The organism is Micromonospora sp. NBC_01796 (assembly GCF_035917455.1).
Taxonomy (GTDB): domain Bacteria; phylum Actinomycetota; class Actinomycetes; order Mycobacteriales; family Micromonosporaceae; genus Micromonospora_G.
In genome coordinates this window covers 2,424,513-2,449,881 of the sequence record NZ_CP109078.1, presented here as the reverse complement: position 1 = coordinate 2,449,881, position 25,369 = coordinate 2,424,513, and the positions used below count along the sequence as shown (strand labels likewise).

Annotated in this window: 23 protein-coding genes and 1 riboswitch; of the genes, 14 read left to right on the top strand and 9 right to left on the bottom strand. The window is 71.1% G+C overall.

The window, feature by feature from the left end; translation table 11 throughout:
- Positions 1–46 precede the first annotated feature (46 nt).
- Positions 47–1,078 (top strand): polyprenyl synthetase family protein, encoded by a 1,032-nt coding sequence (locus OIE47_RS11210; protein WP_326561435.1) that lies wholly within the window; start codon positions 47–49, stop codon positions 1,076–1,078.
- Positions 1,079–1,211: 133 nt separating this feature from the next.
- Here OIE47_RS11210 and OIE47_RS11205 read toward each other — a convergent pair whose 3' ends face one another.
- From OIE47_RS11205 to OIE47_RS11195, 3 genes are all read right to left on the bottom strand, one after another.
- On the bottom strand, positions 1,212–2,042 hold the full coding sequence (locus OIE47_RS11205; protein WP_326561434.1) for a DUF3152 domain-containing protein: 831 nt from the start codon (positions 2,040–2,042) through the stop codon (positions 1,212–1,214).
- A 289-nt stretch (positions 2,043–2,331) separates the two neighbouring features.
- A complete protein-coding gene (locus OIE47_RS11200; protein ID WP_326561433.1) occupies positions 2,332–3,114 on the bottom strand; it encodes a hypothetical protein in 783 nt (260 codons plus the stop codon).
- Entirely contained in the window at positions 3,111–3,644 is a 534-nt protein-coding gene (locus tag OIE47_RS11195) for a SigE family RNA polymerase sigma factor (protein ID WP_326561432.1), read from the bottom strand. The genes OIE47_RS11200 and OIE47_RS11195 overlap by 4 nt, the downstream gene beginning before the upstream one ends.
- A 237-nt stretch (positions 3,645–3,881) precedes the next feature.
- On the opposite strand from OIE47_RS11195, the gene OIE47_RS11190 reads away from it, so the two are divergent.
- Positions 3,882–4,664 (top strand): IclR family transcriptional regulator, encoded by a 783-nt coding sequence (locus OIE47_RS11190; protein ID WP_326561431.1) that lies wholly within the window; start codon positions 3,882–3,884, stop codon positions 4,662–4,664.
- 173 nt (positions 4,665–4,837) lie between these two features.
- Here the strand turns inward: OIE47_RS11190 and OIE47_RS11185 are convergent, their stop codons facing one another.
- On the bottom strand, positions 4,838–6,970 hold the full coding sequence (locus OIE47_RS11185; protein WP_326561430.1) for a PhoX family protein: 2,133 nt from the start codon (positions 6,968–6,970) through the stop codon (positions 4,838–4,840).
- A gap of 302 nt (positions 6,971–7,272) precedes the next feature.
- Here OIE47_RS11185 and OIE47_RS11180 point away from each other — a divergent pair, with 302 nt between their 5' ends.
- The 3 genes from OIE47_RS11180 to metH all read left to right on the top strand — a co-directional run bounded on the left by OIE47_RS11180 (position 7,273) and on the right by metH (position 12,379).
- The gene (locus tag OIE47_RS11180) at positions 7,273–7,788 is read left to right on the top strand and encodes a sigma-70 family RNA polymerase sigma factor (RefSeq protein WP_326563055.1); all 516 of its coding nucleotides are present in this window, start codon (positions 7,273–7,275) and stop codon (positions 7,786–7,788) included.
- A complete protein-coding gene (locus tag OIE47_RS11175) occupies positions 7,789–8,532 on the top strand; it encodes a zf-HC2 domain-containing protein (protein ID WP_326561429.1) in 744 nt (247 codons plus the stop codon).
- A gap of 85 nt (positions 8,533–8,617) precedes the next feature.
- A riboswitch (S-adenosyl-L-homocysteine riboswitch) is annotated at positions 8,618–8,703 on the top strand.
- A 16-nt stretch (positions 8,704–8,719) separates the two neighbouring features.
- A complete protein-coding gene (gene metH / locus OIE47_RS11170; RefSeq protein ID WP_326561428.1) occupies positions 8,720–12,379 on the top strand; it encodes a methionine synthase in 3,660 nt (1,219 codons plus the stop codon).
- Between the two features lie 55 nt (positions 12,380–12,434).
- Here the strand turns inward: metH and rarD are convergent, their stop codons facing one another.
- From rarD to eccE, 4 genes are all read right to left on the bottom strand, one after another.
- Positions 12,435–13,355, bottom strand: coding sequence for an EamA family transporter RarD (gene rarD / locus OIE47_RS11165; RefSeq protein ID WP_326561427.1), 921 nt, complete (start codon positions 13,353–13,355; stop codon positions 12,435–12,437).
- Positions 13,352–13,882, bottom strand: a complete 531-nt coding sequence (locus OIE47_RS11160) for a GNAT family N-acetyltransferase (RefSeq protein WP_326561426.1) — start codon at positions 13,880–13,882, stop codon at positions 13,352–13,354. The genes rarD and OIE47_RS11160 overlap by 4 nt, the downstream gene beginning before the upstream one ends.
- A 72-nt stretch (positions 13,883–13,954) precedes the next feature.
- Positions 13,955–14,341 (bottom strand): phage holin family protein, encoded by a 387-nt coding sequence (locus OIE47_RS11155; RefSeq protein ID WP_326561425.1) that lies wholly within the window; start codon positions 14,339–14,341, stop codon positions 13,955–13,957.
- A 61-nt stretch (positions 14,342–14,402) separates the two neighbouring features.
- Positions 14,403–16,277 carry a type VII secretion protein EccE gene (eccE, locus tag OIE47_RS11150; protein WP_326561424.1) on the bottom strand — a complete coding sequence of 625 codons (1,875 nt, stop codon included), beginning with the start codon at positions 16,275–16,277 and terminating at the stop codon, positions 14,403–14,405.
- A gap of 101 nt (positions 16,278–16,378) precedes the next feature.
- Here eccE and eccB point away from each other — a divergent pair, with 101 nt between their 5' ends.
- From eccB to OIE47_RS11135, 3 genes are all read left to right on the top strand, one after another.
- Positions 16,379–17,773: a type VII secretion protein EccB gene (gene eccB / locus OIE47_RS11145; protein WP_326561423.1), complete on the top strand. Its 1,395-nt coding sequence runs from the start codon at positions 16,379–16,381 to the stop codon at positions 17,771–17,773.
- A 191-nt stretch (positions 17,774–17,964) separates the two neighbouring features.
- Complete coding sequence (locus OIE47_RS11140) at positions 17,965–18,282, top strand: WXG100 family type VII secretion target (RefSeq protein WP_326561422.1); 318 nt, start codon at positions 17,965–17,967, stop codon at positions 18,280–18,282.
- A gap of 22 nt (positions 18,283–18,304) precedes the next feature.
- Complete coding sequence (locus OIE47_RS11135) at positions 18,305–18,598, top strand: WXG100 family type VII secretion target (protein ID WP_326561421.1); 294 nt, start codon at positions 18,305–18,307, stop codon at positions 18,596–18,598.
- 26 nt (positions 18,599–18,624) lie between these two features.
- Here OIE47_RS11135 and mycP read toward each other — a convergent pair whose 3' ends face one another.
- A complete protein-coding gene (gene mycP / locus OIE47_RS11130; RefSeq protein WP_326561420.1) occupies positions 18,625–19,854 on the bottom strand; it encodes a type VII secretion-associated serine protease mycosin in 1,230 nt (409 codons plus the stop codon).
- Between the two features lie 153 nt (positions 19,855–20,007).
- On the opposite strand from mycP, the gene OIE47_RS11125 reads away from it, so the two are divergent.
- The 6 genes from OIE47_RS11125 to OIE47_RS11100 all read left to right on the top strand — a co-directional run bounded on the left by OIE47_RS11125 (position 20,008) and on the right by OIE47_RS11100 (position 25,198).
- Positions 20,008–22,458 carry an SseB family protein gene (locus OIE47_RS11125; RefSeq protein WP_326561419.1) on the top strand — a complete coding sequence of 817 codons (2,451 nt, stop codon included), beginning with the start codon at positions 20,008–20,010 and terminating at the stop codon, positions 22,456–22,458.
- Complete coding sequence (locus OIE47_RS11120) at positions 22,455–22,820, top strand: hypothetical protein (RefSeq protein ID WP_326561418.1); 366 nt, start codon at positions 22,455–22,457, stop codon at positions 22,818–22,820. The genes OIE47_RS11125 and OIE47_RS11120 overlap by 4 nt, the downstream gene beginning before the upstream one ends.
- An 8-nt stretch (positions 22,821–22,828) precedes the next feature.
- Complete coding sequence (locus tag OIE47_RS11115; RefSeq protein ID WP_326561417.1) at positions 22,829–23,254, top strand: NUDIX hydrolase; 426 nt, start codon at positions 22,829–22,831, stop codon at positions 23,252–23,254.
- A 303-nt stretch (positions 23,255–23,557) separates the two neighbouring features.
- On the top strand, positions 23,558–23,986 hold the full coding sequence (locus tag OIE47_RS11110) for a hypothetical protein (protein WP_326561416.1): 429 nt from the start codon (positions 23,558–23,560) through the stop codon (positions 23,984–23,986).
- A 232-nt stretch (positions 23,987–24,218) separates the two neighbouring features.
- Positions 24,219–25,019 (top strand): helix-turn-helix domain-containing protein, encoded by an 801-nt coding sequence (locus OIE47_RS11105; RefSeq protein ID WP_326561415.1) that lies wholly within the window; start codon positions 24,219–24,221, stop codon positions 25,017–25,019.
- Positions 25,010–25,198, top strand: a complete 189-nt coding sequence (locus OIE47_RS11100; RefSeq protein ID WP_326561414.1) for a DUF397 domain-containing protein — start codon at positions 25,010–25,012, stop codon at positions 25,196–25,198. The genes OIE47_RS11105 and OIE47_RS11100 overlap by 10 nt, the downstream gene beginning before the upstream one ends.
- Positions 25,199–25,369 lie beyond the last annotated feature (171 nt).

Below are 25,369 nucleotides of genomic sequence, written 5' to 3'. Positions count from 1 at the left end.
AAGGCCGCCGACCGCCCCCGGCCAGGGGTGGTCGGGCCGGTGTGGCATGGTTGAGAGCGTGGGGAGACCGGCTGACGGCCTGACGGGGATTGGGCTCGACTTTGTCGACGCTGAAGTGGAAGCGTCGGCCCTAGCGGTCCTGGCCTCGGTCGAGACCGAGCTATGGGCCAGTGTGGCGAGCGCGGACCCGCTCGTGACCGAGGCGGCCCGGCATCTGGTGGAGGCCGGTGGCAAGCGGTTCCGCCCGCTGCTGGTCGCACTCGGCGCCCAGTTCGGCGATCCGACGAATCCGCTGGTGGTCCCGGCCGCGGTGGTGATGGAGCTCACCCACCTGGCGACGCTCTACCACGACGACGTGATGGACGAGGCCGCGGTGCGCCGGGGCGCACCGAGCGCCAACTCCCGGTGGACCAACTCGGTGGCGATCCTGGTCGGCGACTACCTCTTCGCCCGAGCGGCCGACATCGCCGCCGACCTCGGCCCGGAAGCCGTACGCCTCCAGGCCCGTACCTTCGCCCGGCTGGTGCACGGCCAGATCGCGGAAACCGTCGGCGTACGCGCCGGTGAGGATCCGGTCGGCCACTACCTGCACGTGATCAGCGAGAAGACCGGTTCCCTGATCGCCACCTCGGCCCGGTTCGGCGGCATGTTCGGTGGCGCCACCCAGGCACACACCGAGGCCCTCGCCGGCTACGGCGAAACCATCGGTGTGGCGTTCCAGCTCTCCGACGACCTGCTCGACATCGCCTCGGAGTCGGTCCAGTCCGGCAAGACCCCCGGCACCGACCTGCGTGAGGGCGTACCGACCCTGCCGGTGCTGTACGCGCTCGCCTCCGACGACGACGACGCGGCTTCCGTACGCCTCCGCGAGATCCTCTCCGCCGGCCCGGTGACCGACGACGCCCTGCACGCCGAGGCCCTCGGCCTGCTCCGGGAGTCACCCGCCCTCAAGCGCGCCCGCGAGACCGTACGCAGCTACGCCGAGGAAGCCCGCGAACAGTTGGCCCCCCTCCCCAACACCTCCTCCCGCCAGGCCCTCGAATCCCTCTGCGACTTCATAGCCGACCGCACCAGCTAACCCCCTCCCTCCCCCTCCCCCCCGCGTCGGGCACCGCGTCGATCTTGCAGTTGTGGTCGCGCGCAAATCGGGGTCAACACCGTGATTCGGGGCGCCACAACTGCAAGATCGCCGGAACAGGGGCCCGGAAGGGTCAGTGGGGTACGGGGTCGTTGTACTGGCCGGGGCGGCCGGCGTAGAACTTGCCGTTCAGGAGTGGGTACGGGTTTGGGGTGCAGGCGTGTAGGGCCAGGGTCTGTTGTTGCATGACCGGGGCGGGTTTGCCGGGGCCGGGGCAGAGTTGGTGGCCCTGACCCAGGCGGTGACCGACCTCGTGGTTGATGACGTACTGCTGGTACGTGGCCAGGGGAGCGCCGTAGTTCGGTACACCGTGCACCCAGCGGGCGACGTTGACAACCACCTGGTTGCCGTTGCGGCAGGAGGTGTAGCGGTCATAACCGTCGTCGCAGAGCCGGTCCCGGGTCGCCGGGGTGGCGAGGTAGACGGTGAACGAGGCAGCCTCGTTCGGGCCGACCCGCTGGAGCCGTCGCTGACCGTTCCCGGTCCAACTGCGCGGGTCGCCCAGGGTGGTCACCACCGCCTCGGCGAACGCGGCCGGCGTGATACCGGTGATCCCGCCCTCGACCGCCACCCGGAAGCGCAGTAGCTGGCCCGAGGTCCCGAGGACGGGACTGCGGCCGTCGGCGGTGTGCCAGGTCCGGGGTCCGCTCTCCGGGTACGTCACCGGCGGCGTGACGGGGGTTTCCGGTCGGGGTGTGGTGGGTTCCGGGGCGGGACCGGCCGACGAGGGCTCGGCGGTGACGGCGTTCGTCGTACCGGTGGGCGCGGGGTCGGGCTTGCCGCCGGCCTCGCCGGCCACCCCGAGGAGGGCGACCACCAGGCCGATCACCACCGCACCCACCGCCGGCAGCAGCAGGCGACGACTGGCGGAACGCTGGTCGGATCCGGTACGGCGGGCGGACATCTGCTGCTCCTCGGGGGTACGGGTGGCCGGCGGCGGTGCCGTGGCGGTCGCGGCCGGCCGTGGGCGGATCCGGCCGGTCGTGGACGGGGCGTTGCGGGTCGTTGGCGTTCCGGGCCGGTTGTGGGCGCGCGGCCGGTTGTGGGCGTGCGGGACCGGCCGGCCCGGTTGTGTCGGTCGGGTCGGTTCTTCGGGTGGTGCCGGGGCGGGACCGGTCAGGCCGGTCGGTGCGGTGTGCTGCGGGTGGTGGCGGAGCCCTTCGGGTGGTGGGACAGGCGCGGGGCGGGTGGGATCAGGGGAGCAGGGTCGGGTTGGTGGTCAGGTCGGCCAACTGCCGGTCGTCCAGGACGGGACGGCCGAGTGCGTACACGTTGGGGCGTGGCCGACCCGCCTGCTGGACCGTGACCAGCACCCCGTTCACGACGCGGGTGGCCTCGTCCACCGGACCGGTCACGGGATGCCAACTGGCGATGCGTACGGGGGTGTTGTCGGAGGCGGGCACCACCCGGCAGCTCTGCTCGTCGGGGTTGATCCGGACCGCGCAGGGGTCGGCCGCCGAGAGCAGGTTGACGGGGACCTGGTCGGTGACCCGCACGGTCAGTACGGCGGCGCGGCCGTCGAGCTGGACTTCGAGCAACGCCCAGTACAGCTCCTTGAACGGCCGCTCCGGGCCGCGCCAGCTCGTTTCCCGTACCGCGTAGGTGCTCCCGCCCGGACCGGGCGCCGTCTCGCCCTTCTGAACCCGGTATCCGGGCGGTGCGGCGGCGACGAGCAGGCCCAGCGCCGCCTTCGCCCGGCTCTCGAGGTCGATCGGCGGTGTCGGCGTCACGACGAGCGGTCCGGTGGCGGCCGGTGCCGGTGGTGGCAGGGCCGACGGTGGTCGTCCGGGGAGCAGGGCGGAGAGCCCGGCCGCGCCCGCCAGCAGCACGACCGCGACGAGCGCCTGGCCGATCCGGCGACGGCGCAGCATCCGCGCGTTGCGGGCCAGTACGTCGTCGACCGGCAGTTGGATGCCCGACGGCGGTCCATCCTCGACGGCCCGCGCCATCAGGTCCCGGATCGAGGTCTCGGTCATCGGCTCTCCTCCGTCGGCACCAGGGCCAGCGAGCCCAGCCGGGTACGCAGTGTCGCCAGCGCCCGGGACGTGTGTGTCTTGACCGCGCCGGGGGAGATCCCGAGCAGGTCGGCGGTCTGCTCGACCGACATGTCCTCGAAGAAGCGCAGGACGAGGGTGGCGCGTTGCCGGTCCGGCAGGCCGGCGAGTGCTCCGAGCAGTACCAGCCGGTCCTCGGTGTCCCCGCCGGTGGCGGTGGCCGGGGTGACGGGAAGTTCCCGTACCGGGTCCTCCCGTCGCCAGGAGCGGCGTCGTTCGCTGAAGAAGGTGTTCAGCAGGGTGCGGTGGGCGTACTGGTCGAGGTGCTCGTACCGGTAGATCCTGGGCCAGGCCAGGTACAGCTTGGTGAAGGAAGCCTGTACGAGGTCCTCGGCCAGGTGCCAGTCGCCGCACAGCAGGTAGGCGGTGCCGCGCAGACGTGCGCCGCGCGCGAGGTAGAAGTCCCGGAAGCCCTGGTCCCGCGCGGCGGCCGGATCCTTGGCCGTCCCCATCCCTGCTCCCTCCCGCCGTACGGGGATACAACGCGGGCGGGGCTGCGGCGGGTTGACGTGACCCCGGACACGGGCCCTCCGGGCGGTGCGGGAGTGCTCGGGAAAGCCGAGCGGAGGGACTTACCGTGTCTGTCGCTGCACGCACTGTCGCCGTAGATCTGGCATCCTCGATCCGAACGGGCATTTCGTAGTCGGCGGATTTTTCATATGGTGTAATCCCCAGCGGCGGAGGTGGTTGTGCGCGACCCTCTGGCGGAACCTTCGGACCTGATCCGTAGCGTGTCGCGTGCGCTACGTGTCCTCGAAGCGGTCGGACGTGCCCCCAAAGGCTTGACCGTGAAGCAGATCGCGCGGCGCTGCGAGCTGACCGTGGCCACCACCTACCACCTGGTGCGCACGCTCGCGTACGAGGGTTACGTGATCCGGCGCGAGGACGGCACGTACATCGTCGGGCTGGAGGTGGCCGACCGCTACCGGGAGCTGGTGACGGCGTTCCGGGGGCCGCCGGTGGTCGGCGAGGCGCTGCGTCGGGCCGCCTCGGACAGCGGTTACAGCCACTTCCTCGGCCGGTTCGTCGGCGGGCAGGTGGCGATCACCGCGGTCGCGGAGGGTCCACGGTCGCCGTACCTCGAGGATCTTGTGCCCGGCTTCGACGAGGGTGCCCACGCGACCGCCCTCGGCAAGGCCCTGCTCGCCACGCTCACGCCCGAGCAGCGCTTCCGGTACCTCCGGGAGTACGGGATGCGCCCGTTCACCACCGCGACGCTGACCGCGACCGACACCTTCGAGGCCGACCTGACCGCCGGTGACCGGCGGGGGATGCACCTGGAGCTGGGGCAGTACCGCCAGGGGGTCGCCTGTGCCGCAGTGCTGGTCACCCCGGACAAGGACATGGAACGCCGGGTCGTGCTGGCCTGCGCCCTGCCGGCGGCGGAGATGATGACCTCGGCGCGGGTGGTCCGGGCCAAGCTGCTGACGGTGGCCCGCGCGGTCGCCGACGGCCTCGCCACCGAGACCTGACCGGGGGCGGTCCTCGGGGTCGACGGTAGGCCCTGGTGCGTCGAAGCCGAAGGCCTGACTTTGCTGCGCCGGTCCGCCGAGCAGACAAGCCGCTGACGACCGCGAACACGAACCCGCCCGGAGCCGGCGGTGTGCCGGTCCGGGCGGGGTCGGTCAGATCAGTTTCCGGTGGATCAGCTTCCCACCGGGCCGCCGTCCAGGCGCCAGGTGACGACCACACCCGGCTTGGCGAAGTCGCCGTCCGGCCAGTTCGACGCCGGCTTCTCGATCGAGGCCCCGCTGATCTCGCCCGGGTGCTGTACGGCGACGAAGACCGAGCGGTTGTCGGTGCTGATGAACGGGCCGCAGGTCTCGGCACCGATCGGTACGGTCAGGAACTGCTTCAGGTGACCCTTCTCCGGACCCTCGATCGGGGTGGCGAAGAGGCCGTCGTTGCTGCCCAGCGCGTTGCCGTCGGTGGAGATCCAGAGGTTGCCCGCGCCGTCGAAGGCCACGTTGTCCGGGCAGGAGATCGGCGAGACCTTGGTCTTGTCGTACCCGGCGAAGAAGGTCGACGGGTCGGTCGGGTCCCCACAGACGATCGGCAGCGACCAGGCGAAGTTCTCGCCGGTGTGGTCGCCCTTGTCCTCGACGATCTCCAGGATCTGCCCGTGCTTGTTGGCGTTGCGCGGGTTCGCCTCGTCGACCTTGGGGTTCGTGCCAACACCCCGGTTGGTGTTGTTGGTCAACGCGACGTAGATCTTGCCGGTGACCTGCGACGGCTCGACGTCCTCCGGCCGGTCCATCTTGGTCGCACCGACCGCGTCACCGGCGAGCCGGGTGAACGTCAGTACGTCCGCGGCGGTCATGCCGGGCACGTACGAGGTGTTGCCCCGGACGAGCTTGATCCACCGGCCCCGGCCGTTGAACGCGCCGTCGGTCGGGAGCTTGCCCGAACCGTCGATCTCGTCGGCGCTGGTGTAGTCGAGCTTGGCGACGTACAGGGTGCCGGACTCCAGCAGGGTCAGGTTGTGCTGCCGGGCGGTCCAGGAGTTGCCCTTGATGTACTTCTTGTCGGAGACGAACTTGTACATGTAGTCGAACCGCTCGTCGTCACCCATGTACGCGACCACGTGGCCGGACTTGGCGATGATGACGTTCGCGCCCTCGTGCTTGAGCCGGCCGAGCGCGGTGTGCTTGCGCGGCTTCGCCTCCGGGTCGAGCGGGTCCACCTCGACCACCCAGCCGAACCGGTGCGCCTCGTTGGGGTGCTTGGCCAGGTCGAAGCGCTCGTCGGCGCGGTCCCACTTGCGGCTGCCGCTCGGGTAGCGCTCGGTGACCGGGATGCCGTACCGGGCCAGCTTCGGCTTGAGCGCCTCGGGCGCACCGTCGCCGCCGACGAAGTACTGGTTGAAGTTCTCCTCGCCGGAGAGCACGGTGCCCCACGGGGTGACCCCACCGGCGCAGTTGTTGAGCGTACCGATGGCGACCTTGCCGCGCGGGTCCGCCGCGGTCTTCAACCAGGCCGAGCCGGCGGCCGGGCCGGTGAAGTCGAACCGGGTGTTCAGGGCGGTGATCCGCTGGTTGTACGGCCGCTTGCCGCTGCGGACCAGCTTCCACTCGCCGGTGCCGTCGACCCGCTCCAACTCCACCACGGACAGACCGTGCGCGGCGATGGTGGCCCGGACCTGCTCGACCGTGAGCGCGTCCAGCGAGGTGAAGCCCGGGAACATCAGCTCCTCGTTGGTGTACTCGTGGTTGACCACGAGCAGCGCCCGGTTGCCCTTGTTGTCCAGCGGCAGGACGGCGACGAAGTCGTTGTTGTAACCGAACTGCTTCGACTGCCGGGCCGCGGTCTGGTGGTGGACGTCCAACTCGGGCGCGTCCGGCACGACCGGGTCGCCCCAGCGGGCCACCACGGCGTGGTCGTACCCGTTCGGGACCACCAGGGTGTCGAGCTTGTTCGGCGGGATCGCCTTGAAGGTCAGTGCGCCGTTGCCGGCCGGGGGCTTGCGGGCGGTGAACGACTCGACGTCCGGCAGGGCCGGGGTTCCGCCCGGGGCGGCGAGGGCGGGAGCCGCGCCGGCCAGCGCACCGGCGGCGGCACCGCCGAAGCCGAGCACCAGGGCACCGACCGCGCCGGCCCGGACCACACCGCGCCGGGTGACCTCGGCCTTGACCACGTCACCGAAGTATTCGTTGTCCGACTCGTTCGGTACCGGGTGGTCGCAGGCGTTGCCGCAGCGGTACAGGCAGGTCATTGCGTCGCGGCCACCGTGGGGGCCGGTCTGGCCGAGCAGGGGGAGCAGCCGGGGACGGTCGCTCATGTGGGATGGCCTCCTTGGCTGGATCAGACGATCGGGTGGGGCACTTTGTCAGCGATCAAGGCATTTACACGTAAAAGTGCTGGCCGCACCCGGTGACAAGCGCGTGGGTGGGTGAGCCGCACGCTAGGAGTGCGCTGTGAGCGCCTGTCAGCGCTGTGGTGAACCCCACATGAACAAGTGCGCCGAGGGGGGACGGGTGGATCACCGGCAGGGCGGGTGAACCGATCGCCCGTGGATTACGTGGAACAGTTCGCAAGGGTGTCGGGAGCGCCGGCGCCGGGTGCGGCACCGAGGAGGTTGCCATCAGCGACCGGGACGCCGAACTCCTGCGCGCGCTGCACGACGAGCACGCCGAGGCGCTCTTCGCGCACTCCCTGCGCCTGGTCAACGGCGACCGCCAGCGGGCGGAGGACCTGGTTCAGGAGACCCTGCTGCGGGCCTGGCGCCATCCGGAGGCGCTGGATCCGGCGCGCGGCTCGGTCCGGGCCTGGCTGTTCACCACCGCCCGCAACCTGGCGATCGACGCCTGGCGGCGGCGTACGTCCCGGATCGGTGAGGTGATCACCGACGAGTTGCCCGAGCCGCCGCAGTTGACCGACGAGGCGGACCGGGCGGTGGAGGCGTGGATGGTGGCCGAGGCCCTCGCCCGGCTCTCCTCCACCCACCGCGAGGTGCTGGTGGAGTGCTTCTACCAGGGGCGGTCGGTTGCCGAGGCGGCGGCGCGGCTGGGCGTACCGCCGGGCACGGTGAAGTCGCGGACGCACTACGCGTTGCGATCCCTACGGTTGGTGCTGGCGGAGATGGGGGTGACCCAATAGATGAGCGAGCCCGACGAGCGGTGTGACTTCGCCTTCGACGACGGCGCGTACGTGCTGGGTGCGCTCGCTCCGGCCGACCGCGCCGCGTACGAACGTCATCTCGCGAGCTGCCCGTCCTGCCGGCAGGCGGTCGCCGAGATCGCGGCCCTGCCGGGGCTGCTGAGCCGGCTGGACGCCGACGGGTTGGCGCTGATCACCGCGCCGTCGCCGACCGTCGAGTCCCGACTGCCCGAGCTGCTGACGGCCGCCCGGACGGCGCAACGCCGCCAACGCCGGGTCACCCGCGCCCGGTACGCCGGCACCGTGCTCGCCGCCGCCTGCCTGGCGGTCGTGCTCGGGCTCGGTACGGACCGGCTCCTCGGCGGCGATCCGGGGACCCCCGCCGCCGCCCCGCCCAGCGCCACCCCGACCACCACCGACGTCCAGGTACGGATGGTCGCGATGGAACCGGTGGCCGGCGCCGTGCCGGTACGCGCCGAGATCGGACTCAACGGCACCAGATGGGGTACCGAGGTGATCATGCGCTGCGAGTACGTCAGCAGCGGCACCCACCCGAGGACCTACACCTACCGCCTGGTCGCGTACGGGCCGGACGGTGCCGCCGAGCAGGTCGGATCCTGGCTGGCCGCCCCCGGCGAGGAGGTCACCTTCACCGGGGCGACCCGGTTCTCCGGCATGGACCTGGTCCGGCTGGAGGTCCTCCGCTCCAACGGCACCCCGCTGCTCGGCTACGACGTCCGCTGAACCGTTCCACCCTCCGCCGAATCCGCCGTCCCACGGAATGCCGAGTTTCGGCGTCCCGGCGTTGCATCCCGTACCCTGGATCTCTCAGGTCGAGAGGCGCTGCAACGGGCGAAGACGCCCGCCACGCTCGACCCGGATCTTCACCGCAGACTGCAAGGGCGCCTCCGTTGAACAGCGGAGGTGGCCTATGCACACGTCTTCGAGCCCCGACATCAACCGGGCGTCCCGTACCCGGGCGCTCCGGGAGCTGCTGGACCAGCGCATCGTGGTGCTGGACGGGGCCTGGGGCACGATGTTGCAGGGCGCCGGGCTCACCCCGGCGGACTACCGGGGCGAGCTGCTGCCGAACCACTCGCACGACGTGACCGGCGACCCGGACCTGCTGAACCTGACCCGGCCGGACGTGATCCTCGACGTACACCGGCAGTACCTGGCGGCCGGCGCGGACATCACCACGACGAACACCTTCACCGCGACGAGCATCGCCCAGGCCGACTACGGCCTGGAGTCGCTGGTCCGGGAGATGAACCTGCGCGGCGCCCAACTGGCCCGGCAGGCCGCCGACGAGCTGGGCGGCCGGTTCGTCGCCGGGTCGGTCGGCCCGCTGAACGTGACCCTGTCGCTGTCGCCCCGGGTGGAGGATCCGGCCTACCGGGCGGTGACGTTCGACCGGGTCCGGGACGCGTACGCGGAGCAGATCCGGGCGCTCGCCGACGGTGGCGTCGACATCCTGATGATCGAGACGATCTTCGACACGCTCAACGCGAAGGCGGCGATCGCGGCAGCCCGCGAGGTCGCGCCGGACCTGCCGCTGTGGATCTCGGTGACCATCGTCGACCTGAGCGGTCGAACCCTGTCCGGGCAGACCGTCGAGGCGTTCTGGAGTTCGGTCGAGCACGCCGAGCCGCTGGTGGTCGGGGTCAACTGCGCGCTCGGCGCCGCCGAGGTGCGCCCGCACGTCGCCGACCTGTCCCGGCTCGCCAACACCTACGTCGCCTGCCACCCGAACGCCGGCCTGCCGAACGCCTTCGGCGGATACGACCAGCAGCCCGAGGAGACCGGTCGGCTGCTGCGCGAGTTCGCCGACGACCGGATGGTCAACATCGTCGGCGGCTGCTGCGGCACCAGCCCGGCACACATCGCGCAGGTCGCCGCCGCCGTCGCCGGGCGCCCGACCCGGCCGGTGCCGGCACCGCCGGCCCAGACCCGGTTCAGCGGCCTGGAGCCGTTCGCGATCGGCCCCGACACCGGGTTCGTGATGATCGGGGAGCGGACCAACGTCACCGGCTCGGCCCGGTTCCGCCGGCTGATCGAGGCCGGCGACCACCAGGGCGCCGTCGACGTCGCCCTCGAACAGGTACGCGGCGGCGCCAACATCCTCGACGTCAACATGGACGCCGACCTGCTCGACAGCGAGCGGGCGATGACCACTTTCCTGAACCTGATCGCGACCGAACCGGAGGTCGCCCGGATCCCGGTCATGATCGACAGCTCGCGGTGGAGCGTGCTGGAGGCCGGGCTGCGGTGCGTACAGGGCAAGGGCGTGGTCAACTCGATCAGCCTCAAGGAGGGTGAGGAGTCGTTCCTCGCCCAGGCCCGCCGGATCCGGGACTACGGTGCCGGCGTCGTCGTGATGGCCTTCGACGAACTCGGCCAGGCCGACACGGTCGAGCGCAAGGTGTCGATCTGCGCCCGCGCCTACGACCTGCTCACCCAACAGGCCGGGTTCGCGCCCGAGGACATCGTCTTCGACCCGAACGTCCTGGCCGTGGCGACCGGAATCGCCGAACACAACGGGTACGCGAAGGCGTTCATCGACGCGCTCCCACTGATCAAGGAACGCTGCCCCGGGGCCAGGACCAGCGGCGGCATCTCCAACCTGTCCTTCTCCTTCCGGGGCAACGACGTCGTACGCGAGGCGATGCACTCGGCGTTCCTGCTGCACGCCGTACGGGCCGGGCTGGACATGGGCATCGTCAACGCCGGCCAGCTCGCCGTCTACCAGGACATCCCCGCCGACCTCCTCGAACTCGTCGAGGACGTGCTCTTCGACCGGCGTCCGGACGCCACCGACCGGCTGGTGACGTTCGCCTCCACGGTGACCGGCTCCGGCACCCAGCGCACCGTGGACCTGTCCTGGCGCGGGACGCCGGTACGCGAACGCCTGTCGTACGCGCTGGTGCACGGCATCGTCGACTTCATCGAGGCCGACACCGAGGAGGCCCGGCAGCAGGCGACCCGCCCCCTCGACGTGATCGAGGGACCGCTGATGGACGGGATGAAGGTCGTCGGCGACCTCTTCGGCGCCGGCAAGATGTTCCTCCCGCAGGTGGTCAAGAGCGCCCGGGTGATGAAACGCTCCGTCGCCTACCTGGAGCCGTACATGGAGGCGGAGAAGGAGGAGGCGCGGCTGGCCGGGCGCGTCGACACCGGACGCGGCCAGGGCAAGGTGGTGCTGGCGACGGTCAAGGGCGACGTGCACGACATCGGCAAGAACATCGTCGGGGTGGTGCTCGGCTGCAACAACTACGAGGTCATCGACCTCGGGGTGATGGTGCCGGCCGCACGCATCCTGGACACCGCCGTGGCCGAGGGCGCCGACGTGATCGGCCTGTCCGGACTGATCACCCCGTCGCTGGACGAGATGGTCTCGGTCGCCACCGAGATGCAGCGCCGAGGGCTCAAGCTCCCGCTGCTGATCGGCGGGGCCACCACCTCCCGCCAGCACACGGCGGTACGGATCGCGCCCGCGTACGACCACAGCACCGTGCACGTGCTGGACGCGTCCCGGGTGGTCGGGGTGGTGTCGGACCTGCTGCACCCGGAACGGGCCGGAGAACTCGACCTGCGCAACCGGGCCGAGCAGGAGCGCCTGCGGGTGCAGCACGAGGGACGGGAACGGGTCGCCCTGCTGACCCTCGCCCAGGCGCGGGAGAACCGGGAACGGGTTCCGTACGACGAGTTGCCCGTACCCGCGTTCACCGGCGCCCGTACGGTCCGACCGGAGCTGACCGAACTCCGCGAGATGATCGACTGGCAGTTCCTCTTCCTGGCCTGGGAGTTGAAGGGCAAGTTCCCGGCGATCCTCGACCAGCCGGTGGCCCGCGAACTCTACGACGACGCGAACACCCTGCTCGACCAGATCATCCGGGACGGGTCCCTGCGCGCCGAGGGCTCGTACGGCTTCTGGCCGGCGTACGCCGACGGCGACGACATCGTCCTCACCGAACACGGTGACGGGATCGCCGGGCCGCACTTCCCGATGCTGCGCCAGCAGACGGCGAAGCCGACCGGTCGACCCAACCGGTGCCTGTCGGACTACCTGGCTCCGGCCGGGGACCACCTCGGCGGCTTCGCGGTGGCCGTGCACGGTGCCGAGGAGCTGGCCGCGACCTTCGAGGCCCAGCAGGACGACTACCGGGCGATCATGGTGAAGGCGCTGGCCGACCGGCTCGCCGAGGCGTTCGCCGAGTACCTGCACCTGCGCGCCCGGCGGGACTGGTTCGAGCCGGACGCCGAGCCCGCGATCTCCGACCTGCACGCCGAGCGGTTCCGGGGCATCCGCCCCGCGCTCGGCTACCCGGCCAGCCCCGACCACAGCCTCAAGCAGCGGCTGTTCGACCTGCTCGGGGCCGAGACCATCGGCATGGGCCTGACCGAGTCGTACGCGATGACTCCGGCCGCCAGCGTCAGCGGCCTGATCTTCGCCAACCCGGCGTCGCGCTACTTCACCGTGGGCCGCCTCGGCCGGGACCAGGTCGAGGACTACGCGAAGCGGCGGGACATGGACCTGTCGGAGGTCGAACGCTGGCTGCGCCCCAACCTCGGTTACGAACCCGGCCAGTGAGCCCGGCCGGGCTGCCCGTGGATCCGGATGGGAATCCGGGTCCACGGGACGACGGCTAGACCGGTTCGGCGACCGGGGTGACCGGGGCGGCGGACCGGGCGGGGCGGCGGGCGTTGCGGACCGCGTCGACGGTGAAGACGATCAGTGCCAGCCAGACCAGGGCGAAGCCGGCCAGCCGGGCCGGCGGCATCGGTTCGTGGAAGACCAGTACGCCCAGGCCCAGTTGCAGGATCGGCGCGGTGTACTGGAGCACGCCCAGGCTGGTCAGCGGCAGCCGGTTCGCGGCACCGGCGAACAGCAGCAGCGGGATGGCGGTGGCCGCACCGGCGAACACCAGCAGCAGGGTGTGTCCGGTCGAGCCGTTGCCGAAGCTCGACCCGGAGTGCCAGGTGAGCCAGCCGAGGTAACCGAGGGCGGGGAGCGCCAGCAGCGCGGACTCGACGAACAGTCCCTCGGCGGCGGGCAGGCCGAGCCGCTTCTTCAGCAGGCTGTAGCCGCCGAAGCTGAGGGCCAGGGTCAGCGCGATGTACGGCGGCTGACCGTAGTCGATCGCGAGGACCACCACGGCCAGGCCGCCGATGCCGAGGGCGGTCCACTGCACCGTACGGAGCCGCTCGCTCAGCACGGTGACGCCGAGCAGGACCACCACCAGCGGGTTGATGAAGTAGCCGAGCGCGGTCTCCACCACCCGGTCGGAGTTCACCCCGTAGATGTAGGTGCCCCAGTTGATCGCGATCAGCGCGGCGGCGGCGGCGATCCCGGCCAGCAGCCGGGGCTGCCGGACCAACCGGCGCAGGAACGCCCAGTGCCGGGTGACGGCCAGGACCAGCGCGACGAACACCACCGACCAGATCACCCGGTGGGCCAGGATCTCCACCGGCCCGGACGGCCGGAGCAGCTTGATGTAGAAGGGGAAGAAACCCCAGAGGACGTACGCGCTGAGTCCGAAGACATAGCCGAGGCGGAGCTGGCTCACTCCCTCACCGTAAGGGGTGAACCCGCAGTCCTCTCCTTATCGGTGACCGGCGTCACCAGATCCGCTGTGGACCCCGGCAGCCCGTCCACCGGACGCGGCCGGATCAGTTCCATCAGCATGTGCGGCGTGGCCGGCGGGGTGAAGCCGATCCTCGCGTACACGTCGTGCGCATCGACGGTGACGAGCATGATCCGGTGCACGTCGAGCTTCGTCGCCTCGTCCCGCGCGGTCTCGGCCAACCAGCCGCCGAGCCCGCGCCCCCGCTGCTCCGGGTCCACGAACACGTCGGCGAGCCAGGCGAAGGTCGCACCGTCCGTGATCATCCGGCCGAACGCCACCTGGACCCCGTCACCCGGCCGGTAGACCCCGAACACCATCGAGCCGGCGACGGCCCGAGCCGTGACCTCGTACGGCCGGCCCAACGCCCAGTAGGACTCGGTCGACAGCCACCGGTGCACCCGGTCCAGGTCGAGCCGGTCGGGATCGGTGGAGATTTCGTAACCGTCGCTGCGGGTGATGGTCAACACGGGCAGACCGTATCGCCACCACCGGTGGTCCGCGCCAGGCCAATTCCCGAACTCTGGACCGGTGGGGGCGTCTCAGTCCCGGTTGGTCACCATCCCGAGCACCCAGGTCACCACGCTCACGAACAGCGCACCGAGTACGGCGGACGGCCAGAACCCGTCGACCGAGAACGGCAGGTCCAACTGACCCGCGATCCAACTCGTCAACAGGAACAGCAGCCCGTTCACCACGATCGCGATCAGACCCAGGGTGAGCAGGTAGAACCCGCAGCCCAGGGTCTTGATGACGGGCTGGAGCACCCCGTTCACGACCCCGAAGATCACGGCCACCAGGAGCAGGGTGAGGACCGCTTCGCCGATCGAGTCCGTACCCAGGGTGATGCCCGGAATGAACAGCGTCGCCAGCCAGAACGCGAACGCGGTGGTGGCGAGGCGGATCAGCAGCCCGGTCAGGAAATTCATGCCGCGGATCGTGCCACGGCAAGCTGTGATCCGCTGCCCTGGCCCCCGGCCTCGGCCGGGGTCAGTGACGCGTGGGCGGGCCGACCAACTGGACCTCGATCGGGGTCGCCGACAGCAGCGCCCAACGCAGCACCCGCCGGTTGACCACGCCCACCATGTCGCCGCGGATCCGGGTCAGCCACTCCGCCGAGTCACCGAGCCCGAGCGCCACCCCGGCCAGGGCCGCCTCGTCCGGCCGCAGCGGTTGCAACACCACCAGGTCGGCGCGGGAGACGGCATCGGTGTCCGCCGGGGTCAGCCCGTCCCGGACCACCAGAGTGGCCTGCCAACCCGGTCCGGGCTGGGCGTCCGCGTTGACCGGCCCCACGTCGACCACGACCAGCAGCGGATGCAGCGGGGTGCCGGCCGGGCCGCCGACCTGCCGACCGGGCGGGATCAGCGGGATCGTCTCACCCGGTGCGCTCACCGCCCGGACGAACGGCTCCCAGGCGCGCGGCCTCGCCGTCTGCACCACCACCCGCGCACCCAGGGCCATCGCCCGCAGCGCGATGAGCTGCGCCGCCGCCACCCCACCGATCAACATCACCCGGGTCGCCTCGGCCCGGAACAACCGGACCGTCACCGCCGCACCGTGCCGGTTCGCGCCGATCATCAGCCCGGCCGTGCCGAACGGCAGGTCGAGGACGTCCAGCAGGGCGTTCGACGACTGCCGCGGTGGACCGGTCTCGGCCGTACCGACCGGGAGGGTGGCGGCGAAGCCGTCCAGGTGCTCGCCGTCGAGCCGCCGACCGGTCGCGTTCTCCGCGGCGAGCAGCCGCCGCATCGCCTGCATGGCGGTGGAGAGACCGGCCGCGTTCTCGGCGGCCAGCCGTACGGTGAGATCCAGCGGAACCGGGTCGGTGGCGGCGCCGACCCGCGGACCGGCGCTCACCGAGACCGTGGTCGCGGTCGCCGGCAGGGCGAGCAGCCGAGGCACCAGCCGGCGAGCGGTCTCCGACCGGGCCTCCGGCCAGCGACGCAGCCGGAACGTCGTCTGCAACAGCCCGCCCAGCCGCACCGCCTGCCAGCTCTCCTGGGCCGGTGACGCGCCGTCGTGGTGGGCCAGTTCGGCGAGTACGCCCAACGCGGCCCGATCCCCCAGCGGGCGCGCCGGCACCGGGGCGAGCCGGCGGCACACCTTCCGAACGGTGCTGGACAGGGCCCGGCGGAGGTCCGTCTCGGACCACCCCTCGGCCCGCAGCACCCGGACTGCGAGCAGGGCCCGCTCGTGCCCGAGCAGCCGCCCGTCGGTGAGCTGCCGGTACGAGGTCGCCGGGGTGCCGGCACCGGCACGCAGGGTCGGCGCCGGTGCTCCGGTGAGGACCAGTTGGATCCGGATCGGTGGAGTCTGCGCGCCGGCCGCCGGGAGCAGGCTCGCCGGACTGGGCAGAGCCAGGGGCGTGTCGGCGAGCAGCCCGGTCGGATCCCCGAGTTCGAGTACGGCGGTCAGCCCGTACCCGTCGCTGATCACCGCCGCCGCGTCGCCACCGAGTTCGGCCGGGAACACCCGCGCACCCGGGACCAGCAGGTCGAGCAGGGACTCGGGCTCGGCGGACGGGGCGAGGGCGTGCCGGCGCAGCGAATAACGCACGCCGATCCGGATCCACTCGAACAGCCACCGGCGGCGCAGCCGCAGCCACGCGGTGAGCACCAGCACGGCGGCGCCGAACACGGCCGCGACCATGACGAGTGGTCCGCGTCCGGCGGCGGCGAGCAGCAGGGCCACCGCGGTCTGGGCGGCCACGATCTGTCCCGCCCGGACACCGAACGACCGGCGGCGTACCGGGCCCGACGCGGTGGGGGTGCGGACCGGGTCGGGCGTCCGAGGGTCACCGCTCCAGCCGGTCGCCTCGGACCCGCCGGAACGGGCCACGTCATCCGCCACACTCACCGTCACCGCGATAGCCTCCCGTGCATGGGCCCGCCCCACGGGCGTCCCCCCGCGACACTCCCGCAGGGGCCTATCGTATGGGCCGGACACACCGGGGAGGGGCCCGCATGCCGTCTCGGCAGGACCAGTTGCACTCTTACCAGTTCATGGTCCAACGCGTGGTGGCCGCACTGGTCATGCGGGAGACCGACCCGGCGCAGTCACCGTTCCGGCGGGCGGCCGGTGCGACCCTGGCCAGTGTGCTGATCGCGGCGATCGCGCTCGGCGGGGTCACCGTCTACGGCGCGATCGTCGGCGGTGGCGCCAAGAGCTGGCGCGATCCGGCGGCGGTGATCGTCGAGAAGGAGTCCGGCGCCCGGTACGTCTTCCGCGAGGAAAAACTCCACCTGGTGCTCAACTACGCGTCCGCCCTGCTGATCGTCGGTGGCGCGCAGCCGAAGACCGTACTGGTGTCGCGTAAGTCGATCGAGGGGGTGCCGCGCGGGAACACGCTCGGCATCAGTGGGGCCCCCGACTCGTTGCCGGCCGCCGACCGGCTCTCCACCGCACCGTGGACGGTCTGCTCCACCCTGGTCACCGGCGACGGCCCTGTGGCACCCCGCTCGGCGCTGCTCGTCGGCGGCGACGTCGCCGGCGGTACGCCACTGGGCGACAACGGTGTCCTGGTCCGCCACCCCGACGGCAGCCTGTACCTGGTCTGGCACAACCGTCGGCACCTGATCCGGGACTCCGACCTGGTGCTGCCCGCGCTGACCTGGGCCAGTGAGCGTCCGGTGCCGGTGGCCCCGGCGCTGCTCAACGCGCTGCCGGCAGGTTCGGACCTGGGTCGGGTCCCGATCGCCGACCAGGGCCGGGAGTCGCAGGGGGTGGATGACGCCCGGGTCGGTGAGGTCTTCGTGGTGGAGAGCCAGGGCGGTGGCCGCCAGTACGCGGTAGCCAAGCGCGAGGGACTGGCCGGGATCACCCAGGTACAGGCGGACCTGCTGCTCACCGCCGGTCGGCAGGACGATCCGACGCCGATGTCCCAGGGCACGTACGCCCGGGTCCCGAAGGTGGACTCGCTGGTCTCCGAGGATCCGGGGGCGCCCCCGGCGAACCGGCCGGAGTTGGTGCCGGCCGAGAGCGGGGGGCTCTGCGCGCAGGTCCGCGACGACAGCGGCGTACGGCAGATGCTGGTCGGGGCGAACCTGCCGGACCTCACCGACGCGGCGCGTACGGCGGCCCAGTCGGTGCAGGGCGCGGCGCTCGCCGACCACATCCTGGTCGAGCCGGGTCGGGGCGCGGTGGTGGAGGCGGTGGCGGCACCGGGACTGTCCGGTGGAGCCATCTCGGTGGTCACCGACCTGGGCCGGCGGCACGCGGTGACGGGTGCGGACGTGCTCGGCATGCTCGGCTTCGGCAACGCGAAACCCCTGCGCCTGCCGGCGAGTCTGGTGGCGCTGGTCCCGGCGGGCAAGGCGTTGGATCCGGCCGCGGCACGGTCACCGGCCACCCAGGACTGAGCCGCCCATCAGGGCCGGAGTTTTCCACAGGCCGCTGGCAGGGGCTACCGGGCATGGTCCCGGCCCGCTACGGTCAGCGACGGAGTTCGCCGTACCGGCGCGGGTGCCGGTCGATGGGCGGACCGATCCGCCGCGGCGTCCACAGTGGTCGCCGGGGGTGCCACGATCAAGGGAACGGGGTGACGTCCGGGGTGTCCCAGACGCAGGCAGAAGCCGCGGTGATGCAACAGACCGCGAAGAAGTTCGAAGAGGTCGACCAGTCTCTCCAGTCGATGCTCAACAGCCTCATGAGCGAGCTGGAAGGGCTCCAGCAGGCCTGGCAGGGCGCCGGCGGCCGCTCGTTCGGGCAGGTCAAGCAGCAGTGGGCGAGCGACCAGGCGAAGCTGGGTCGGGCGCTTCGGGAGACGGCGGGCGCGGTCCGTACCTCCGGTCAGCAGTACGACGCGTCCGACAGTGAGGCGGCCAGCCGGGTCGCCAACACCAACCGCGGCATCTCGCTGCCGCTCTGATCCTCGGGGGAGGACAAAACCGATGAACGATGGCGTACTTGTTGTCAGTTTCACCGCGTTGCAGCAGGCGAGCGCGGACATCCAGCGGGCGCTGAACACGCTCGACTCGCAGCTCGGCCAGCTCGAGCGCGACGCCGCGCCGCTCGTCTCCACCTGGAGCGGCGACGCCAAGGAGGCCTACGAGCAGCGGCAGGCGGCCTGGCGTTCGGCCTCGCAGGATCTGCAGAGCATGCTCCGGGACATCAAGATCGCGGTGGACGACTCGGCGGCCGACTACCAGAGCACCGAGAAGAAGAACACCAGCCTGTTCCAGTAGGCGGATTGGCGGACCGGCCGGCGTCGCTATCCGCGCCCGGCCGGCTGCCAGCCCCGCCGTGCACCCCGGGGCAGGACCACGGCCAGGAACAGGGCCAGCGCGGCCAGCCCACCGGCCCCCCCGGCCACCCATAGAGACCGCTCCCCGGCCCGGTCGCGTCGCTGCTGCGCCGCGACGGCGACCGGATCGCCCTGTTCCACCGGCAGCGCCGCGGCGGTCGGCGCCGCCCCGGCGGGCCTGGTGTCGGTGAGCGCCCGGTACGGGTTGAGCACGCCACTGCCGTACGCGTCGCTGCGCCCACCGTCCGGTGCCGGATCGGTGCTGGCCACGATCCTCGCGACCACCTCGGCGGCCGACAGTTGTGGCTGGTACTGCCGCAGCAACGCGGCCGTGGCGGCGACGAACGGTGCGGCGTAACTGGTGCCGTCGTGTTTGCTGTGTCCGGGGCCGGCGGTCGCCGCCAGCACCCCGACACCGGGCGCGACCAGGTCAACCCACGGCCCGGTCTGCGAGAACGAGGCCCGTACGCCGTTCTCGTCGATCGCACCGACGCCCAGCACCCCGTCGTAGGAGGCGGGGTAGGGGCGCGGGTTGCCCTTCTCGTACCGGTTGCCCGCGGCGGCGACCACCACCACGTTCCGCTCGAGCGCGTAACCGATCGCGTCACGGATGGCCGGGTTGTCCTCGTAGAGCACCACGGAGAGGTTGATGACGTCGGCGTCGTGGTTGACCGCCCACCGGATCGCCTGGGCGAACTCCTGCTGGGTGACGTTGCGCGCCTTCTGCTCACCGTCGAGGTCCTGCTGCTCGCTGACCCGTACCGGCAGGATCGTGGCCAGCGGGGCGAGCCCGTGGAAACGTACGCCGTCGCGCGGGGTCGCGGCGATGATGCTGGCGACGGCCGTGCCGTGGTAGACGCAGTCGTGGGTGCCGTCGCCGCCGGAGTCGAGCAGGTCGGTGCCGTCGGCCACCCGCCCGCGCAACTGGGGATGGTCGACGTCGACCCCGGAGTCGATGACGGCGACGGTGACCCCGGCGCCGGTGGCGAGCGGGGCCAGCCGGTCCGGTGGGTAACGTCGCTGGGCCCAGGGATCCTCGGCGACGAACTTGGCGGGGTCGGCCCTGGCGTCGCACTGGGGCGCGGCCCGGCGGTTCACCGGAACCGGTGCGGCTGCCGCGGGTGCGGGGGCGGCGGGGAGCACCACCGCCGCCAGGGCGACGTACGTGAGTGCGAGAAATGATCCGCGCCCCGGCATCGTCCGCCTCCGAATGTGTGTCGGTTTCGCGACCGGATGCTATCTGTGTGCCACTGTGCGCGGCACCCACCGCCGGGCTGACATCGTGATCTTGTTCCAACCTTGTAGGTTGTACGCGATGCCTGTGGCCTCTTCGTGGAAAGGAAGGTGGCCGTGACGGAATGGGAGCCGGCCACCGAGGCCGAGGCGGCAATGCGGGACGCGCTCCGCGCGAATGACCAGGAGCGCTACTTCCGGATTCTCGCCCGTACCGAGCTGCTGTTACCCGTCTCCGCGAACGCGTTGGCCGGACACGCGCCGATGGGCTGGGGCACCTGGACCACCAGTGGGCGGACGCACGTGCTCGCGTTCACGTCCGTCAACTCGTTGCGCGCCTGCCTCGGCGACAACGCGGGCTCCACCCGGCGTACGCCGTACCACGAGTTGGCCGGTAACTGGCCGAATCTGGAGTGGTGGCTGGCGGTGAACCCCGGCCTGCCGGTCGAGGGATATCTGCCCGCCTGGTTCGTCTCGCAACTCGCCCGGGGCGACGTCCGGCTGCCGGGGCGCACCATCGGTGCCCGCGCGCGGCTGGAGCGGGCCGAGAGCGCCGCACGGGCACGGGCGACCGCGGTCGTACCGGGCCGCCCGCCGCACGAGCAGGCCGAGCAGCTTCCGGCGGCATCGGACCAGCAACCGGCACTGCCGGCACGGCAACCCCTCGCCGACGGCATCAACGGTACGAACGGCGGTTACGCCGGCCAGCGACCGGACTCCGGATACGCGCCGAGTGGGGGGTTCGCCACTTCCGGTAACGGGCGCGGTCCCGCCGCTCCGGAACGTACGACGGACTTCTTCACCTCCGCGCCGCGCCAGCCGAGGGTCCCGCCGCCCCCGCCGGTGACCCCGGCCGCCGCCGTCACCCAGGAGCTGTCCGGCTGGTATGCGGCAGCCGCGAAGTCGACCGGTCAGGCGCAGGCGCCGGACCCGGGCACGACCATGTTGCCGGCGATCACCCCGGTCACGGGTCCCCTCGCCGAGGCCGAGGCGACGATGGCCATTCCGCCACCGGCCGCCCCGGTTCACTTCGAGCCCGCACCGGCCGATCCGCCGCCCACCTTCGCCCGCCCCCTGCCGACCCGTCCCGTGCCGGCCGGGTCCCCGGTCGGACCGATGCCGGCGCAGTACGCCCCCACCGGGTCGGCCTTCACCGAGTCACCCCCGGCCGAACCGGTCCTCCGTGACTACGCCCCGGCCGATCCGGCCTTCGCGGACTACGCCCCGACCGACCACACCGTCACGCCCCACGCCCCGGCCGACCCGGCCTACGCCGACTATGCCCCGGCGGTCCCCGACCCGGCTCCGGCGGACTACGCACCAGCCGAGCAGGGCGTCACCGACCTGGCGCCGGCCGAGCCGGTGGTGCAGGCCCCGGCCGCCGGCTATCCGCCCACGGTGGCCGGTTACACCCCGGTCGAGCCGGGAACCGCGGAGTACGCCCGGATCGATCCCGTGGGAGCGGACCACACCCTGGTCACGCCCGCACCAGCGGCCGAACCGGTCTACCCGGACTTCTCGTCGGTGGCCGCGCCGTACTCCGATGTCGCCCCGGTGCAGCCGGAGCCGGTCGCACCGGCCCAGCCGCTCCCGCCGGACTTCGTTCCCGCGAACGATGTCGAGGAGAGTCTGCTCACCGCCGCCGGTGACGGCAGCACGGACACCTTCCTCTCCACGTTGCTGCTGGCCAAGGTGCTGTTGCCGGTCTCGGCCGCCGCCGTGCCGGGCAGCCGACCCGGTGACGACGGCTTCGTCTGGAACACCGAGCGGATGGACGGCGAGACGTACGTGGTGGTGTTCACCTCGCCGGAGCGGATCGCCGACCACCACCCGGAGATCCCGGTCGAGACGATCAGCGTCAAGTTCGTACAGATGATTCGTAAATGGCCGGACATGGAGTGGTCGTTCGCGGTGAACCCCGGCACGCCGGTCGGTGCGAAACTCCCCGGTACCCAGATCGTCGCGCTGGCCAACTGGGCTGCCGAGGTGGGCCTCGGTGACGACACCGGGGTGATCGAGCCGACCGCGTCCCCGGTCGAGGAGACGCCCCGGTCGACGTACGCGCCGGCGCAGGAGGATCCGGGCCGACCGACGATGATGCAGAAGACCATCGCCCCGAGCCAGGTCATCTACTACCTCGAACGGGGCTACGACCGGGTCTCCGGCTTCGTGCACCGCGCCCCCGAGGTGGCACACCTCAACACCCCGGCCAAGCTGCACGCCGCGCTCGGGCTGGGTTACGCCGGCTCGCCGTTCGCCCGCGACGCCGACGAGATCTACGTACTGCGCTGGCCGGCGTACCGGCCGAGTCTCTACCGGATCCCGTACGGCGGCCAGAACGAGGCCGCGATGCGGGCGATGGAGGGCTGGGTGATCGAGCGGCCCCCGTTCCGGGGCAACGGGTTCGCCCCCGGCGAGAGCAGCGACGTGGTGGCGGAGTTCAAGGTGGACAGTGCCCGGCTGCCGCACGGCGCCGAACTGTGGCGGATCGGCTCGGACGGCACCGAACAGCTCATCGCCACCTTCGACGGCGACGCACCGAGTTGGCAGCGGGTGGAGGCACCGTGATGCGGGACGGTTACGTCGCCCGCTGGCGCGGCCAGGAGTACGAGGTCAGCCCGGACCAGGACGAGATCCGCCTCTACCGGAGCGCGCCGGCCGACGGCTTCACCGAGGTACGCCCCGGCCGGTTCGTCCGGGTGGTGCCGGCCACCGAGGTCGACGAGCTGGCGTACGTGCGTACCACCTGCTGGTGGAAGGGCGAGCCGTTCATCGTGCTCGCCGAACACGACACCTGGCTGCGGGTGGAGTACACCGGCGGCCGTTGGCCGATCGCCGAGGCGATGGGCCTGGAGGCGTTCGACTTCGGCGTCTACCAGGGCTGGGCCCCCGCCGCCGAGGTCATCGACCTGCGCGAACAACGGGCCTGACCGCGATCGTGTCCGATCCGGTGCACCTGCTCGCCGGTGTCCTGCTGGTCGACCCGTCCGGCGCGGTCCTGATGCAGCTACGCGACGAGTACGCCCCTCGTCACCCGAACCTGTGGGGGATACCCGGTGGGCACATCGAACCGGGGGAGACACCCGAGCAGGCGGCCCACCGGGAGCTGCTGGAGGAGACCGGTCTGCGCGTCGACGGCCCGTTGGAACTGTTCTGGAGCGGCCCGGCGCTCAACGACAACGGCCACTGGCACGTCTACTACGCGCCCACCCGCGCCCACCAGGATCAGGTGATCCTCGGCGAGCGCGCCGCAATGGTCTTCCTGTCCCCGCCCGAAATCCTCACCCGCCGGATGACTCCCGGCGTAAACGACGTCGTCCGTCGTTTCCTCACGTCCCCTCAGTACAACGCTCTGATCCGCTAGCGCAACGCACCACCGGCGCTGTACGGGACTGTCCCGTACAGCTTTTCGATTCCCCGACGGCGTGGTACGCGGCCAAACTCCGTCCCTCATCAACCCGGTCGAGAATCCTCGGTCACGTATCTTGTGCGCCCTTGACGTGTGAACCGGGGATCTGCCAGCGCAAGCCATCTTGTCTTGGGCGCCACTCATGATCGCTACCCGCGATCGGAAGGTGGCAACATGGAAAAGAGATCGCCCGCAGTCCGTGCACTGATCGCGTCCGACGCTTCCGTTTCGTCCCGGCGGCGGCACCCGGGATCGACGATGCTCCGGATCGTCGTCGGAGTCGTGTTCGCGGCGACGGCCGTGTTCGTCGCTCCGTCGGCCGCCAGTGCCGCCACCTGCTGGACGCGATCGACCAGTGTGCCGAGCCCGACCGGTGGACTCGGCGCGACGGCCGGGGCCAAGATCTGCTACGACAACTGGAGCTACCGCCTGGACCCGACGTACTACAACTACGTCAAGGACCAGAAGGCCGATGGCTATGCGGCCCGCGCCTGGGCCACCTATTACATCGGCACGGAAAGGCGCGAGTCGGGGCAGTACGCCACCGACGACACTTCCACCTCCACGAGGGCTTCCATCTCCCAGCCATCATGGGCGGGTGGCAGTTCCCCTTCCGTATATGTGTGTCTGGGTTGGGCGACTCCATTGAGCAACCCGAGCAGGTGCTCGCACATCATCTCCGGCTGATCCACCGCCATCGGTAATGCTCCCCATGATCCCGGAGAGTTTGGCTCGCTATAGCCGGCCAAACTCTCCGGGATCATGGGATCCGACAACTTCGAGCGCTTCTGTCGATGACAGTCTCCTATGGATACGCCTACCCTCAAATGGCATCGGGGGCAACGGGGTGCTGCCGCACTATCAGGAGTACGTGCGCGGTGCCCGTGAATAGTTGATCTTATAATTTGGGGGAAGCTGAATGACTGACGTACCGGGTCCACTTGCCGAATTCATCGTTGGGGAGCTACGCCGGGGGCGAGCCGCCGCCGGTACGACCCAGGAGGCGTTCGGCAAGGCTGCCGGCTTCAGCGCGTCGCACGTGAGTGCCGTGGAGAACGGCACGCGGGCACTGACCATGGACTTCGTTCGCGGCGGCGATCGGGCGTTACACACCGGGGGTGTCTACGAGCGGCTGGTCCGCAGGTTCGGTGCTCCGGAGTGGTTTCAGTCGTGGCTGGAGGCCGAACAGTCGGCCACCCAGCTTCGGGCATTCGAGCCCAACCTGATCCCGGGGCTCCTCCAGACCGCCGACTACGCCCGCGCGGTGCTGCGCTTCGACCCCCGACTGAGCGACCACGAGCTCGAGCAGAAGGTGGCCTCGCGGATGGAACGGCAGGCGACCCTGCTGCGCGAGCCCCCTCCGCAGTTCATCGCGGTGATCGACGAGTCGGCGATCCGACGGATCGGTGGGGCGTACGAGAAGATCATGATCGAGCAGTTGGTGCACCTGCTGGACTGCGCGGAGCGCCCCAACGTCAGCGTCCACATCCTGCCGAGCGATGTGGTCCTCCATGCCGGCCTGTCCGGACCGCTCTCGCTGGCGCGGATGCCTGACGGCACCTGGATCGGCCATCTCGAAAACCAGCTCGGTGGCACGGCGGTGCATCGGCCGGCACAGCTCGATATTGTCTTGGAGCGGTGGGAGAGCGTGCGTAACGAGGCGCTGTCACGACGGCAGTCGCTGGAATTGATCAAGGAAGTGGTGAAGCCATGGACCTGACCAGCGCCACCTGGCGTAAGGCCACCCGCAGCGGTACCAGCGGCGGCAACTGCGTCGAGGTCGCGGACAACCTGCCCGGCGTCGTGGCCGTGCGGGACAGCAAGGATCCGTCCGGCCCGGCCCTGAGCTTCGGCCCCGAGGCGTGGCGCGCGTTCGTCAGTCTGACAAAGCAGCGCTGACCAGCCCTCAGCGGACTCTCCCTCAGGGCAACTGACCTGCCACAACGAGTAAAGCGTCATCCTCCGAGCACTCCCGAGGCACACCGCCCGAGGGAAGAAGCAGAGGATGACGTTTTTTCGTGGAACCGAACGCCCGGGATTTCACCGAGGTAGTGCAAATTCAATTCACGT

Excerpts from the sequence above, each read along its gene's own strand:
- OIE47_RS11210 (WP_326561435.1), top strand. The coding sequence starts at position 47 with ATGGTTGAGAGCGTGGGGAGACCGGCTGACGGCCTGACGGGGATTGGG.
- OIE47_RS11205 (WP_326561434.1), bottom strand. The coding sequence starts at position 2,042 with ATGTCCGCCCGCCGTACCGGATCCGACCAGCGTTCCGCCAGTCGTCGC.
- OIE47_RS11200 (WP_326561433.1), bottom strand. The coding sequence starts at position 3,114 with ATGACCGAGACCTCGATCCGGGACCTGATGGCGCGGGCCGTCGAGGAT.
- OIE47_RS11195 (WP_326561432.1), bottom strand. The coding sequence starts at position 3,644 with ATGGGGACGGCCAAGGATCCGGCCGCCGCGCGGGACCAGGGCTTCCGG.
- OIE47_RS11185 (WP_326561430.1), bottom strand. The coding sequence starts at position 6,970 with ATGAGCGACCGTCCCCGGCTGCTCCCCCTGCTCGGCCAGACCGGCCCC.
- OIE47_RS11175 (WP_326561429.1), top strand. The coding sequence starts at position 7,789 with ATGAGCGAGCCCGACGAGCGGTGTGACTTCGCCTTCGACGACGGCGCG.
- metH (WP_326561428.1), top strand. The coding sequence starts at position 8,720 with ATGCACACGTCTTCGAGCCCCGACATCAACCGGGCGTCCCGTACCCGG.
- OIE47_RS11155 (WP_326561425.1), bottom strand. The coding sequence starts at position 14,341 with ATGAATTTCCTGACCGGGCTGCTGATCCGCCTCGCCACCACCGCGTTC.
- eccB (WP_326561423.1), top strand. The coding sequence starts at position 16,379 with ATGCCGTCTCGGCAGGACCAGTTGCACTCTTACCAGTTCATGGTCCAA.
- OIE47_RS11135 (WP_326561421.1), top strand. The coding sequence starts at position 18,305 with ATGAACGATGGCGTACTTGTTGTCAGTTTCACCGCGTTGCAGCAGGCG.
- mycP (WP_326561420.1), bottom strand. The coding sequence starts at position 19,854 with ATGCCGGGGCGCGGATCATTTCTCGCACTCACGTACGTCGCCCTGGCG.
- OIE47_RS11110 (WP_326561416.1), top strand. The coding sequence starts at position 23,558 with ATGCTCCGGATCGTCGTCGGAGTCGTGTTCGCGGCGACGGCCGTGTTC.
- OIE47_RS11105 (WP_326561415.1), top strand. The coding sequence starts at position 24,219 with ATGACTGACGTACCGGGTCCACTTGCCGAATTCATCGTTGGGGAGCTA.
- OIE47_RS11100 (WP_326561414.1), top strand. The coding sequence starts at position 25,010 with ATGGACCTGACCAGCGCCACCTGGCGTAAGGCCACCCGCAGCGGTACC.